Consider the following 12,295-nt stretch of genomic DNA (forward strand, 5'->3'; position numbering starts at 1 on the left):
GGCGTGGCGTCAAGCTCGACTACGTGCTCGAGATCGACGTGCCCTTCTCCGACATCATCGAACGCATGAGCGGGCGCCGTTCACATCCGGCGTCGGGACGCACCTACCACCTGAAGTTCAATCCGCCGAAGACCGCGGGCAAGGACGACCTCACGGGCGAGGACCTGATCCAGCGCGAGGACGACAAGGAAGAGACCGTGCGCAAGCGGCTCGAGGTCTACAGCCAGCAGACGCGTCCGCTGGTCGACTACTACTCCGACTGGGCCAAGGCCGACCCGACTGCGGCGCCCAAATACCGCGCGATCAGCGGCGTCGGCAGCGTCGACGACATCACCCAGCGCGCGCTCGCCGCCCTGATCAGCTGATCAGGCCGGGCTGGAGCGCAGCCCGTAGGCCTTGCCGTCGACGAACAGGTACTCGACCCGCATCACGGCGTCGCCCTTCTCGTCCTTGGTGCCGAAACCGACGGCCGAGACGGTGGTCCCCGGCTGGATCTCGCGCACCTTCCAGGCCTCCATCCGCGTCAGCGGCGCCAGCTCGAGCTCCCACTGACGGTCCTTGCGGCGCGGCACCGTGGCCTTCGCCAGCAGGCCGGGGCCGTCGACCGGGGCGCTTTGCGCCGGCAATTCGCGTTTCGACAGGTCGCCGGGCGTCTTGAGGTCGGGCGGTACTTCGATCACCAGCTCGGCGTGCGGGTTCTGCCAGCGCGCGCTCACCACCTTGCCTTCCAGGTAGAGCGGCCGGTCCTGGTCGAAACTGCTCCATCCGTGGTGGGCCCAGGCGAACGGCATCGCTGCGGGCAGCGCTGCAACGGCGAACATCAGGCTGCGACGTTTCATGCAGGGGGCTCCTTTCGCTCAGTAGGCGATCCAGCGGCCGCAGAACACGACGGCCAGCCAGATCGCAGTGGACGACAACATCTGTATCCGCGCCAGCCAGTCAAGTTTCGCCAGCGAGCGGCGGCCGTGGAACCACAGCGCGTTGCAGCCGGCCACGAGCAACAGCCCCATCTTCACCAGAAACACGCGGTTGGCGAGCAGCTCTGCGGGCTGGGTGGCGAACATCAGAGATCCGCTGGCTGCCGCGAGCGCGAAGCCTGTCAGCGCGATGGTCAGCGACAGCCTGGCCAGCCCCATGATCGGCAAGGCGGCCACACGGCCGAACACCCGAACCTCGAGCGCCACCAGATTGCCCAGGAGCAGCGCGATGCCGACGATGTGCGCGACCTCGAGCGCCGGATAGGCCCAAGGAATCGTGCGCAGCGCGTCGAGCATGGGGTCAGGCGGCCGGGCCGCTCGCCAGCAGTTCGAGCATCAGCGCGATCCGCGCCTTGACCGGACTCAGCGCCCCGGCGTCGCGCAGGCGCTGGTCGGGTCTCGGCAGGATCCGCCCTTCGGCGCAGCGCGTCGCGCGCACCACCGCCACGCCCTCGGCCTGCGCCCGAAGCGCCGCGGCTTCCAGCGCGTGGTGCAGCGTGCCGTTGCCGGTCGCGGCCAGCACGATCCCCTGCACCGGCTCGACGGCGCCGCGCCGGCGCTCCTCGAGCAGCGCATCGACGAGGGTGCCGCGCGCTTCGGCGTGGCTCGCGAGGATCTCCACGCGGGGCCAGGTCGCCGCGCCCGCCATGCGATCGAAGACGGCTCGAGCGGCCGGGTCGCCTGCCGGCCAGCACCTGAGCAGGCGCACCGTGCCTTCCTCGACATAGGCCAGCGGGCCGGCATCGCCCGAATCGAAGGCATCGAGCCTGTAGGTATGGACCTTCCGGACCTCGAGGGCGCCGTGAACGGTCCCCGCGCAGACGGCGACCACGCCGCATGCGTGCGGCGTCGCGGCGACGACGATGGCATCGCGCAGGTTCTGTGGTCCGTCGGGTGCAAGGGCGCTGGCCGGCCGCATCGCGCAGGTCAGGACCACCGGCTTCGAAGGCGCCAGCACCGACTGGAGGAAGAACGCGGTTTCTTCCAGCGTGTCGGTCCCGTGCGTGATGACGATGCCCGCCACATCTCGCTCTGCGAGCCAGTGGGCGCAGCGCTGCGCCAGCGCCCGCCAGATGGCGACGCCCATGTCCTTGCTGTCGACCTGCGACACCTGCTCGGCCTCCAGCCCGATGCCAGCAGGAGCGTCGATGCCGTGCAGCAGATCGGCGACGCCGACCTCGCCGGCGGTGTAGCCGATGTTGTCGCTCGCAGTGCCGGCACGTCCGGCGATGGTGCCGCCGGTGCCCAGGACGATCACGCGGCGCTCACGGTTCACGGAGATGGGGTCCATGGCTTGCCAACTTTTCAAAACTGGTTAAAAATACAGGTACTGGACGTTTAGCCAGTACCCCGTCAGGAGTCACCATGCAGTTCGCAGTCAAGCTTACAGCCCGCCAGCAGCAGATTCTGGATCTGATCCAGAGCGCCATCGCACGCACCGGTGCGCCCCCCACGCGGGCCGAGATCGCCGCCGAACTGGGGTTCAAGTCGGCCAACGCAGCCGAAGAGCATCTCCAGGCGCTGGCGCGCAAGGGTGTCATCGAGCTCGTGAGCGGCACCTCGCGTGGCATCCGGCTCAAGGGCGACGCACTGCGCTCCCTCAACGAATCCCGCAACAACCAGTTCTCGCTCTCCCTGCCGGGCATGGCACAGCTGGCATTGCCGCTGATCGGCCGCGTCGCCGCCGGATCGCCGATCCTCGCCCAGGAACACGTCGACAAGACCTACTACGTCGAGAACACCCTCTTCCAGCGCCAACCCGACTACCTGCTCAAGGTGCGCGGCATGTCCATGCGCGACGCCGGAATCATGGACGGCGACCTGCTGGCGGTCCAGGCCACCAAGGAAGCCCGCAACGGCCAGATCGTCGTGGCGCGGCTGGGAGACGAAGTCACGGTCAAGCGCCTCAAGCGCAACAAGCAGGTCATCGAGCTGCACGCCGAGAACCCCGACTACCCCACGATCGTGGTCCAGCCCGGCGAGCCCTTCGAAATCGAAGGCCTGGCGGTCGGCCTGATCCGCAACACGATGCTGATGTAAGGGCCAGTTCCGCGCCTGCGGTCACGCATGCGCACCCGATCCGGCCGCAACAGGTGGCGGGCGTATGGCGCGAAGAGCCATCACCCTGTCGAGGCCGATGAAAGCAATCCTGCCTGTGTTCAACCTCTGATTTTTCTGGAGTTCACATGGGAATCGCTCTCCTCAGCATTGCTGATCTTCTGACGCCGCTGCAGTCGCTGGCCAACCGCTGGATGCCACGGCGCCGTCCGGGCCGCACGATGTCATCGGGCCTGCGCTACGTCGGCGTTCGTCCCAGCTGCGGGCTTCGCCAGGGCGCTCCGGCAGCTGCAGGTGCGCCGGCACGCCCCCTGCGCGTCGTCCGGACGGTCGATGCGCAACAGCCGGGCCGGGCCGCCGGTCGTGTGGTGATCTCGGGCCGCATGGCGGATGTGTGTGCGGAGCTCGACCGCCTGGTGGCGCTGGAGGCCGCCGAGGCCACGCCCCGGCCAGCCCACATGCACTGAGCCCGCCCGCGAGGCGGACGCCGGCGTCGAGCAGGCGCCGGCAATCCGGGCCGACGCAGCAGACAAGTCGAGATACGCCGACACAGCATCCCGGTCGTGCGAGGCACAATGGCACGCCATGAACATTGTGATCCTCGACGACTATCAGGATGCGGTGCGCAAGCTGAGCTGCGCCTCCAAGCTCGACGCCTATGCGGCCAAGGTCTACACCAACACGGTCAAGGGCATTGGCCAACTCTCGGTGCGCCTGAAGGACGCCGATGTGATCGTGTTGATCCGCGAGCGCACCCAGATCTCCAGGCAACTGATCGAGAAGCTGCCCAAGCTCAAGCTGATCTCGCAGACCGGCCGGGTCGGCAGCCATGTCGACGTCAACGCCTGCACCGAGCAGGGCATCGCCGTGGCCGAGGGCTCGGGCTCGCCACTTGCACCGGCCGAACTGACCTGGGCCCTGATCATGGCCGCGATGCGCCGGCTGCCGCAGTACATCAGCAACCTGAAACATGGCGCCTGGCAGCAGGCGGGCCTCAAATCGGCCTCGATGCCACCGAATTTCGGTCTCGGCTCGGTGCTCAAGGGCAAGACGCTGTGCATCTGGGGCTATGGGCGCATCGGCCAGTTGGTGGCGCGCTACGGCCAGGCATTCGGCATGCAGGTCGTGATCTGGGGCCGCGAACAGAGTTGTGCCAAGGCACGCTCCGACGGCTTCCAGGTGGCGTCCGACCGCGAGACCTTCTTTGCCGCGGCCGACGTGCTGTCGGTGCATCTGCGGCTGACCGACGAGACGCGGGGCCTGGTCACGCTCGAGGATCTCTCGCGCATGAAGCCGACCGCATTGTTCGTCAACACCTCGCGCGCCGAACTGGTCGAGCAGGATGCGCTGCTGGCGGCACTGAACCGCGGCCGCCCCGGGCTGGCGGCGATCGACGTCTTCGAGAGCGAGCCGCCGCTGCAGGGCCATGCGCTGCTGCGTCTCGAGAACTGCATCTGCACGCCGCACATCGGCTACGTCGAGCAGGACAGCTACGAGATGTACTTCGGCCAGGCTTTCGACAACGTCGTCAGCTTCATCAAGGGCAACCCCACCAACATCGTCAACCCCGGCGCGCTGCAGGTCCGCCGTTGAAGCGGCCTGCCCTGCCGGCTGCCCTGTGGGCCCTGCTGGCGGGCAATTTCGTGATCGGCACCGGCGTGATGGTGGTGCCCGGCACGCTCAACGAACTGAGCCAGTCCCTGCAGGTCAGCGCGGCCACGGCGGGTCAGTTGATCACCGCGGGTGCGATCGTGATGTGCCTGGGCGCCCCGCTGCTGGCGGCCGTGGTTGCGGGCTGGGACCGCCGCCTGCTGCTGGCCTGCACCATGCTGTGGTATGCCGCCGGCCACCTGCTGGCGACGCTGATGCCGAGCTTCGGCGGGCTGCTGCTGGTGCGCATGCTGACCGTCGTCGCGCCCGCGGTGTTCACCGCGCAGGCGGCCGCCTGCGCCGGCTTGCTGGTGCCACCCGAACAACGTGGCCGCGCCGTCACTTTCGTCTTTCTCGGCTGGTCGATGGCCTCGGTGCTGGGGCTTCCGATCGGTGCGCTGGTGGGTGGCCATTTCGGCTGGCGAGCCGCGTTCGGCCTGATCGCGGTGCTTTCGATCGCCAGTGCGGCCTGGGTCTGGCTCAAGTTGCCTTCGGGCATCCGCCCTGCCGCCCTGTCACGCGAAGCTTGGGGGCGCGTCTTCAGGAGCCCGCTGCTGATGGGCGTGGTCTCGGTGACCGCGTTGCAGGGAGCGGGCCAGTTCGTGCTGTTCAGCTACTTTGCGCCGGTCGTTCGGCAGAGCCTGGGCGCCAGCGCGACCCAGATGGGACTCATTTGGGCCTGGTTCGGCGTCTGCGGGCTCGTGGGCAACATGGTCGTGAGCCGCTACATCGACCGGATCGGTGCGCCGCGCATGGTTCTGGTCACGACCGTGCTGATCGCGTTGAGCCTGCTGCTGTGGCCGCTGGCGATCACCTTCGCGACGCTGGCGCTGGTCCTGATGCCTTGGGGCCTGGGTTGCTTCGCCACCAATTCGGCCCAGCAGGCGCGGCTGGTCTCGCTGTCGCCGGCGCTCGCGCCAGGCTCGGTGGCGCTGAACAGCTCCGGAATCTACATCGGCCAGGCGGTCGGCGCGGCTGCCGGCGGCTGGCTGCTGGCCCGCGACGCCGTCGCCTGGATGAACTGGGTCGGCCTCGCGACCGTGCTGCTCGCCCTCGCGCTGAGCGTGGCGGTGGACCGTGCGCAGCGCCGCACGCCGGCTTTCAGCGCTTGATGATCGGCCGTGGAGCGATCTCCGCCTCGGTGCTCGGATCGAACAGGTCGAAATCGATCACGTGAGGATCGCTGGAGGGCACCGGCGGCTTCGGCGGCTCGATCGGCGCCGGCATGGTCTCGTAGGCGGTCTTGTCGAAGGCGTCGAGGTCCATCTCGAGATCGGGCCGGAGGTACGGCGGGGCTGACTCGGCAGGGGCCGCGGACGGCACCTGCACACCCGGATCCAGCACGGTGTCGTCGTGCATGACGTGGTCGATCGAACCATAGATCGAGGGCGGCGGCACCGCACTTCCCACGGCCGCCGGGGGGGCCTCGACTTCGATCGGGGCCGTCACGGTCGGCGCTCCATCGCGCTCGATGGCGTCGGCAGAGGCATGGGGCTCGAATGCGGCAGGCGAGGCGCTGTCGGGGTCGATCACCTCCTTGGCCACCGAATACAGAAGCAGCAATTCCTGGTAAGCCGTGAGATCAAAGGCGCCGTCATCGTGGCTGCCGGGCTTGCGGAACACCAGTTCCTCGATCAAGGCCAGCGTGCCCGGCGCAGGCCACAGGGCCTCGATGCGCGCCAGCGTGCCGCGGTAGTGCTCCAGCCCCTTGCCGGCTTCGGTGAAATGCTCGAACGACGGGACATCGGCATTGAAGGCGTGCTCGAATTCGTCGGCCAGCCGTGCGTAGTCCTCCTTGCGATCGAGCGAATGGAAGATCCGCAGCAGATCGAGATAGGCGAGCGCGCTGGTGCCGGGATTGGCGGCAATGTGCTCGCGCAGCACGGCGACGGCCTGGTCGTGCTGGCCCAGCGAGAGAAAGAAGTCCGACTGCTGCTGGACGTCGAACAGTTCTTCGGTGTTCACCGGTCGCACCGGCGCACCCTCCGCCAGTTGTGCCGGATGGGGCAGCGGCGCGTGCGGGCCGCTGTCGAGGTCGTCGTTCTCGAGCGGCGCGAAAGGCGTCGGGCCGAAGGTCCTGGGAGGGGCCCCGCGTCGGGACCGTGGCGGGTCCGAATCCAGGTCCATGTCTTCGTCGAGCAGCCCGCCGTGCGGTTGCGGTCGCCGCGCGGCATCGGCGGCTCCCGCCGCGGCATCGCCCCACCAGGCCGGCGCCGTGGCCCGGCGGGCCAGGCGCCACAGCATGAACATGCCGATCAGCGCCAGCAGCAGCAGGGCAACCAGGGCATAGACCAGCGGATTGGCGTAGCGGCTCTCGCGCGCCTGGGCGAGTTCGCCGCGCAGTTCAAGCAGGGCTCGCTGGTTTTGTGCGGCCTGCTCGCGCAGCGCGGCCAGCGTGGCATCCATGTCCTTTGTGCGCTTGGCCTCGCGTTGCGCTTCCTCGGCGGCAGCGGGATCGAGCGCGCTCCAGAGCGCAGCCGCGGCCGCGCGGCGCACCGGATCGGGGGCATCGGGCAGGCTCAGTTCGGGCGTCGCCTTGAGGCTGCCGCTCGGCGCGGGCGCAGGCTCCAGGGCGTCCACCTGCAGCCGGGACCCGCCTGTAGCGGCCTGCCGCTTGGGCTCGGGGACGGCCACCGGGGGTGCGGCGCGCGGGGTCGCGGGAGCCGCGGCCACCGGCACCACCGCGGTTCGCCTCGGCGGGGGAACGGCATCCGTGGCAGGCGCACGACGCGGCGCCGGCGCCGCATCGGCGGCGGCGGACTGCGCGCGCGGCGCCGATGGGCTGCTGCGCCGCACGGCAGGCGCTCCGACGCCGTCGGATCCCGGCAACCCGCCTTCCCCCGCGGCACGGCGCGCGGGGGCCCGTGGCGCCGGCTGCGTGGGCGCGGGAGCGGCATCGGAAAAGCTCTGCGGACTGCGCGACACCACCGCTGGCGTCACGGCCCCGACCGGCACATCGGCCAGCAGCACGTAGTTGCGCGTGGACTTCACATCGCAGCCGGCCCGCACGTTCACCGTGACCACGGGTTCCTCGATCGGACCGGTGGAGCGAACACGCATTCTGGCGCCGGCAGCGGCCGAACCCGGCTCGAGCGATACAGTCACACGCCGGTCCGGGATCGCGGCGTCGCCCTGCAGCATCTCGGCCTCGAGACACAGGGAGCCGCCGGCTTCCGCGGCATCGAGCGAAAGCGGAATCACCACGTCCATCGGCTTGCCGATCCAGACAGCCCCTTGAGGGCGACCGATCGTCAAGGCGGAGGATTCAAGAGCGAGGCTCAAAATGAGCAGGCTCGCCGCACGGCGTGGGAATTGCAAAATGAGCTGGGAATGGCAATCGAAAGTTGACACATTCTGACACGAGGGTCAGGGCGGATCATTCATCAAGAGACAATTATCAAATGATTACTGTGAACTATTCCAATGTTGGCGTCATCGGCGCCGGCGCCATGGGCCGAGGCATCGCCCAGATTGCGGCGCAGGCCGGAAGCCGGGTCCTGCTGCTCGACAGCTTCGAAGGTGCCGCGGCCCGCGGACGCGACGCCATCCTCGCCCAGTGGCAGAAGCAGCACGAGAAAGGCAAGCTCGATGCCGCCGGCCGCGACGCCCTCGCCGCCCGCGTGCAGGCGGTCGAATCGGTGCAGGCGCTCGCCGCCTGCGACCTGGTCATCGAAGCCGTGGTCGAGGACCTGGAAGTCAAGCGCCAGCTGTTCCGCGAACTCGAAGCCGTGGTCTCGCCCGCGGCGACGCTGGCCACCAACACCTCCTCGCTGTCGGTCACCGCGATCGCGACGGCCCTGAAGCTGCCGGGGCGGATGGCCGGTTTTCACTTCTTCAATCCGGTGCCGCTGATGAAGGTGGTCGAGGTGGTGGCCGGCTTCAAGACCGAGCCCGAGGTCTGCCGGCAACTGGCCGGCTATGCCACGCAGATGGGTCACAGCGCCGTGCAGGCCAAGGACACGCCCGGATTCATCGTCAACCACGCGGGGCGCGGCTATGGCACCGAGGCGCTGCGCATCGCCGGCGAAGGCGTGGCCGACTTCGCGACCATCGACCGCATCCTGCGCGACCAGGCCGGCTTCAGGCTCGGCCCCTTCGAACTGCTGGACCTGACCGCGCTCGACGTCTCGCATCCGGTGATGGAATCGATCTACCGCCAGTACTACGAGGAGCCGCGCTTCCGGCCCAGCGTCATCACGGCGCAGCGGCTGGCCGCGGGTGCGCTGGGCCGCAAGTCGGGCGAGGGCTTTTATCGCTATCCCGATGGCGAGATGCAGAAGCCGCCCGAGCCGCCGGTTCCGGTGGTCGGGACGATGCCGCCGGTCTGGGTCTCGCCGCGCGCGGCCCGGCGCCCCGAACTGCTGCGGCTGGTGCACGCGCTGGGCGCGCAGCTCGAGAGCGGCGCCACGCCATCGGACGCCGCGCTGATCCTGGTCGCGCCGCTCGGCTTCGACGTCACCACGGTGGCCGCAGTGGAACGGCTCGACGCCACCCGCACGGTCGGCATCGACCTGATGGTGGACGACGCAGCCACCAAGCGCCGCGTGCTGGCCACCAACCCGGCGACCCGGCGCGACATGCGCGACGCGGCGCATGCCCTCTTCGCCAGCGACGGCAAGGCCGTCAGCGTGATCCGCGACAGCGGCGGCTTCGTCACCCAGCGCGTGGTGGCGACCATCGTGAACATCGCCTCCGACATGTGCCAGCAGGGCGTCTGCTCGCCGGCCGACCTCGAGCTCGCGGTCCGGCTCGGCCTCGGCTACCCGCAAGGTCCGCTGGCCATGGGGGACCTGTATGGTCCGACCAACATGCTGGAGGTCCTGTTCAACCTGCAGACCGTCTACGGCGATCCGCGCTATCGCCCGAGCCCGTGGCTGCGCCGCCGTGGCGCCCTCGGACTGAGCCTCACCCACCAGGAAGAGTAAGCACACCATGAGCGCAGAACTGAAAAGCACCAGCGAAGGGGGCACCATGGTGCTCACGATCTCCAATCCCGCGCAGCGCAATGCGCTGGGCCCCGAGATCTACGCCGCCGGCGTCGAGGCGCTCAACGGCGCCGAGAGCAGCCAGGAGATCAAGAGCGTCGTCATCGTCGGCGAAGGCAAGTGGTTCTGTGCCGGCGGCTCGCTGCAGCGGCTGTCGGCGAACCGCGATCGCGAACCCTCGGTGCAGGCCGAGAACATCGAAGCGCTCCACGCCTGGATCGACTCGATCCGCGCCTTTCCGAAGCCGGTCATCGCGGCGGTCGAGGGCGCCGCCGCCGGCGCCGGCTTCTCGCTGGCGCTGGCCTGCGACTTCGTGGTGTCCGCGCGCGATGCGGTGTTTGCCGCCTCCTACAGCAACGTGGGGCTCTCGCCGGACGGCGGAATGAGCTGGCACCTGGCGCGGGCGCTGCCGCGCCAGCTCGCGAGCGAATGGCTGATGCTGGGCGAGCGGCTGGAGCCGGCGCGCCTGCATGCGCTGGGCGTGGTCAACCAGCTCACCGAGAACGGCCAGGCGCTGGCCGCCGCGCTGGCACTGGCCGAGAAGCTCAACGCGCGGGCACCGAACGCGCTGGCCAGCATCAAGGAATTGCTGAGCGACGCGCGCGGCGCGACGCTGGTTTCCCAACTGTCCCAGGAGCGCGACCACTTCGTGCGCAACCTCCATCACGCCAACGCGGGCATCGGCATCGCGGCCTTCCTTGCCAAGGAGACGCCGCGCTACGAATGACCCCGCGTCGCTCTCGTGACACCCCCTCGCCTTTCAGTCACCGACAGGACAGCCCATGGACGACCCCATTCTTACCATCGAAGAACGTGAAGCGATCAACAGTGGTCGCTGGTTTTCTTCCCTCTCACCCTCACTGCGCCACGACATCCTCCGATGTGCATTCGTCAAACGCTTCAAGGACGGCGAGCTGATCGCCGCTCGCGGAGATCCGCCCGAACAGTGGATCGCCTGCGCGAAGGGCGCGGTGCGCGTGAGCTCGACCGCGGTGTCGGGCAAGCAGGTGACGCTGACCTACGTGGAGCCGGGCATCTGGTTCGGCGACGTGGCGATGTTCGACGGCGACCGGCGCACGCACGATGCGTACGCGCATGGCGATTCCACGATCCTGTGCGTGGCGCGTGCCGATTTCCAGAAGATCCTGTCGAACCACGTCGAGCTCTACGAGGCGCTGATGCGGCTGCAGGCGCGGCGCATCCGGCAGCTGTTCGGCCTGGTCGAGGATCTCAACACCCTGCCCCTGCGCGCGCGGCTGGCCAAGCAACTGATCCACCTGGTTCGCAGCTACGGCGTGCCGAACCTGGCGGACGGCAGCCAGATGCGCATCGGGCTGCACCTGGCGCAGGAGGAACTGGCCCAGTTGCTGGGCGCCTCGCGCCAGCGCGTGAACCAGGAACTCAAGGCCATGGAGCGCGAGGAAGCGATCCGCATCGAACCGGCCGGACTGGTGGTGCTGGACCGTGTCGCCCTGATGCGTATTTCCGAAGCCGACGAACAACAATAGATCTCGAGCCATGACCCAGGACTTCGACAATTTCGTCGGCACGCGTGCCGTCTCGCAACAACACCTCGTCGACGTCGAGGCCCTCACCGCCTGGCTTGAGAAGAACCTGGACGGGTTCAAGGGCCCGCTCACGGTCGAGATGTTCAAGGGCGGCCAGTCCAATCCGACCTACAAGCTCGTCACGCCTTCGCAAAGCTACGTGATGCGCGCCAAGCCGGGCCCGGTCGCCAAGCTGCTGCCTTCGGCGCATGCGGTCGAGCGCGAGTTCAAGGTCATGCGCGGCCTGGCCGGCACCGATGTGCCGGTGCCGCGGATGTACTGCCTGTGCGAGGACGAGAGCATCATCGGCCGCGCCTTCTACGTGATGGAATTCATGGCCGGCCGCGTGCTCTGGGACCAATCCCTGCCCGGCATGGACAATGCCACCCGCGCGGCCATCTACGACGAGATGAACCGCGTCATCGCGGCGCTGCACAGCGTGAAGTTCGCCGAGCGCGGCCTGGCCGACTACGGCAAGCCCGGCAACTATTTCGAGCGCCAGATCGGCCGCTGGAGCAAGCAGTTCGTCGCCTCTGTGACGCAGCCGATCCCCGAGATGGACCGACTGATGGAATGGCTGCCGGCGAATATTCCGGCCAGCGCCCGCGACGAGACGATGAGCTCGATCGTGCACGGCGACTTCCGCCTCGACAACCTGATGTTCCACGCCACCGAGCCGCGCGCCATCGCGGTGCTGGACTGGGAGCTGTCGACGCTGGGCCATCCGCTGGCCGACTTCAGCTACCACTGCATGTCGTGGCACATCCCGCAGGGCACCTTCCGCGGCATCGGCGGCGTCGACCTGAAGAGCCTCGGCATCCCGACCGAGAGCGAGTACATCCGGCGCTACTGCGACCGCACGGGCCTCACGACCCCCGAGGCGCTGGCGCCCGACTGGAATTTCTACCTGGCCTACAACCTGTTTCGCATCGCCGCGATCCTGCAGGGCATCGCCAAGCGGGTCGAGGCCGGTACCGCATCGAGCGAGCAAGCCGTGGCCTCGGGCCGCGGGGCGCGGCCGATGGCCGAGATGGCCTGGCAGTTCGCCCAGAAAGCGTGACCCGCGCGGCGGCGCCCC

13 protein-coding genes are annotated in these 12,295 nt (G+C 68.7%); 9 read left to right on the forward strand and 4 right to left on the reverse strand.

The window, feature by feature from the left end; translation table 11 throughout:
* Positions 1-365 (forward strand): nucleoside monophosphate kinase (locus AC1DYK_RS18425; protein ID WP_478167627.1); only part of this gene is annotated, 365 nt, incomplete at its 5' end.
* Here the strand turns inward: AC1DYK_RS18425 and AC1DYK_RS18430 are convergent.
* The 3 genes from AC1DYK_RS18430 to AC1DYK_RS18440 are packed head-to-tail and all read right to left on the reverse strand — an operon-like array spanning position 366 to position 2,268.
* A complete protein-coding gene (locus tag AC1DYK_RS18430; protein WP_478167628.1) occupies positions 366-839 on the reverse strand; it encodes a DUF6152 family protein in 474 nt (157 codons plus the stop codon).
* A gap of 18 nt (positions 840-857) precedes the next feature.
* Entirely contained in the window at positions 858-1,274 is a 417-nt protein-coding gene (locus tag AC1DYK_RS18435) for a hypothetical protein (RefSeq protein WP_478167629.1), read from the reverse strand.
* A gap of 4 nt (positions 1,275-1,278) precedes the next feature.
* Positions 1,279-2,268 (reverse strand): asparaginase, encoded by a 990-nt coding sequence (locus AC1DYK_RS18440; protein ID WP_478167630.1) that lies wholly within the window; start codon positions 2,266-2,268, stop codon positions 1,279-1,281.
* Between the two features lie 74 nt (positions 2,269-2,342).
* Between AC1DYK_RS18440 and lexA the strand changes: the two genes are divergently transcribed.
* The 4 genes from lexA (at position 2,343) to AC1DYK_RS18460 (ending at position 5,797) form a co-directional block, all read left to right on the forward strand.
* Complete coding sequence (gene lexA / locus AC1DYK_RS18445; protein ID WP_478093332.1) at positions 2,343-3,017, forward strand: transcriptional repressor LexA; 675 nt, start codon at positions 2,343-2,345, stop codon at positions 3,015-3,017.
* 146 nt (positions 3,018-3,163) lie between these two features.
* A complete protein-coding gene (locus AC1DYK_RS18450) occupies positions 3,164-3,502 on the forward strand; it encodes a hypothetical protein (RefSeq protein ID WP_478093334.1) in 339 nt (112 codons plus the stop codon).
* Positions 3,503-3,620: 118 nt separating this feature from the next.
* Complete coding sequence (locus tag AC1DYK_RS18455) at positions 3,621-4,628, forward strand: D-2-hydroxyacid dehydrogenase family protein (protein WP_478093336.1); 1,008 nt, start codon at positions 3,621-3,623, stop codon at positions 4,626-4,628.
* Positions 4,625-5,797 carry an MFS transporter gene (locus AC1DYK_RS18460; protein ID WP_478167631.1) on the forward strand — a complete coding sequence of 391 codons (1,173 nt, stop codon included), beginning with the start codon at positions 4,625-4,627 and terminating at the stop codon, positions 5,795-5,797. Before AC1DYK_RS18455 ends, AC1DYK_RS18460 begins: the two co-directional genes overlap by 4 nt.
* Here the strand turns inward: AC1DYK_RS18460 and AC1DYK_RS18465 are convergent.
* Complete coding sequence (locus tag AC1DYK_RS18465) at positions 5,787-7,940, reverse strand: hypothetical protein (protein WP_478167632.1); 2,154 nt, start codon at positions 7,938-7,940, stop codon at positions 5,787-5,789. The genes AC1DYK_RS18460 and AC1DYK_RS18465 overlap by 11 nt on opposite strands.
* 89 nt (positions 7,941-8,029) lie before the next feature.
* On the opposite strand from AC1DYK_RS18465, the gene AC1DYK_RS18470 reads away from it, so the two are divergent.
* From AC1DYK_RS18470 to AC1DYK_RS18485, 4 genes are read left to right on the forward strand one after another with little or no spacing between them, the layout of a single operon-like run.
* Positions 8,030-9,610, forward strand: coding sequence for a 3-hydroxyacyl-CoA dehydrogenase (locus AC1DYK_RS18470; protein WP_478167633.1), 1,581 nt, complete (start codon positions 8,030-8,032; stop codon positions 9,608-9,610).
* A gap of 7 nt (positions 9,611-9,617) precedes the next feature.
* Positions 9,618-10,397 carry an oxepin-CoA hydrolase, alternative type gene (locus AC1DYK_RS18475; RefSeq protein ID WP_478167634.1) on the forward strand — a complete coding sequence of 260 codons (780 nt, stop codon included), beginning with the start codon at positions 9,618-9,620 and terminating at the stop codon, positions 10,395-10,397.
* A gap of 55 nt (positions 10,398-10,452) precedes the next feature.
* A complete protein-coding gene (locus AC1DYK_RS18480; RefSeq protein WP_478155982.1) occupies positions 10,453-11,178 on the forward strand; it encodes a Crp/Fnr family transcriptional regulator in 726 nt (241 codons plus the stop codon).
* A 10-nt stretch (positions 11,179-11,188) separates the two neighbouring features.
* Positions 11,189-12,277 carry a phosphotransferase gene (locus AC1DYK_RS18485; RefSeq protein WP_478167635.1) on the forward strand — a complete coding sequence of 363 codons (1,089 nt, stop codon included), beginning with the start codon at positions 11,189-11,191 and terminating at the stop codon, positions 12,275-12,277.
* Positions 12,278-12,295: the final 18 nt, after the last annotated feature.

It is taken from the genome of Variovorax sp. P2_H12 (genome assembly GCF_056403395.1).

What these genes read in the sequence shown, in the direction of transcription:
- AC1DYK_RS18430 (WP_478167628.1), bottom strand. Translation starts at nt 839, where the DNA reads ATGAAACGTCGCAGCCTGATGTTCGCCGTTGCAGCGCTGCCCGCAGCG.
- AC1DYK_RS18435 (WP_478167629.1), bottom strand. Translation starts at nt 1,274, where the DNA reads ATGCTCGACGCGCTGCGCACGATTCCTTGGGCCTATCCGGCGCTCGAG.
- AC1DYK_RS18440 (WP_478167630.1), bottom strand. Translation starts at nt 2,268, where the DNA reads ATGGACCCCATCTCCGTGAACCGTGAGCGCCGCGTGATCGTCCTGGGC.
- lexA (WP_478093332.1), top strand. Translation starts at nt 2,343, where the DNA reads ATGCAGTTCGCAGTCAAGCTTACAGCCCGCCAGCAGCAGATTCTGGAT.
- AC1DYK_RS18450 (WP_478093334.1), top strand. Translation starts at nt 3,164, where the DNA reads ATGGGAATCGCTCTCCTCAGCATTGCTGATCTTCTGACGCCGCTGCAG.
- AC1DYK_RS18455 (WP_478093336.1), top strand. Translation starts at nt 3,621, where the DNA reads ATGAACATTGTGATCCTCGACGACTATCAGGATGCGGTGCGCAAGCTG.
- AC1DYK_RS18475 (WP_478167634.1), top strand. Translation starts at nt 9,618, where the DNA reads ATGAGCGCAGAACTGAAAAGCACCAGCGAAGGGGGCACCATGGTGCTC.
- AC1DYK_RS18480 (WP_478155982.1), top strand. Translation starts at nt 10,453, where the DNA reads ATGGACGACCCCATTCTTACCATCGAAGAACGTGAAGCGATCAACAGT.
- AC1DYK_RS18485 (WP_478167635.1), top strand. Translation starts at nt 11,189, where the DNA reads ATGACCCAGGACTTCGACAATTTCGTCGGCACGCGTGCCGTCTCGCAA.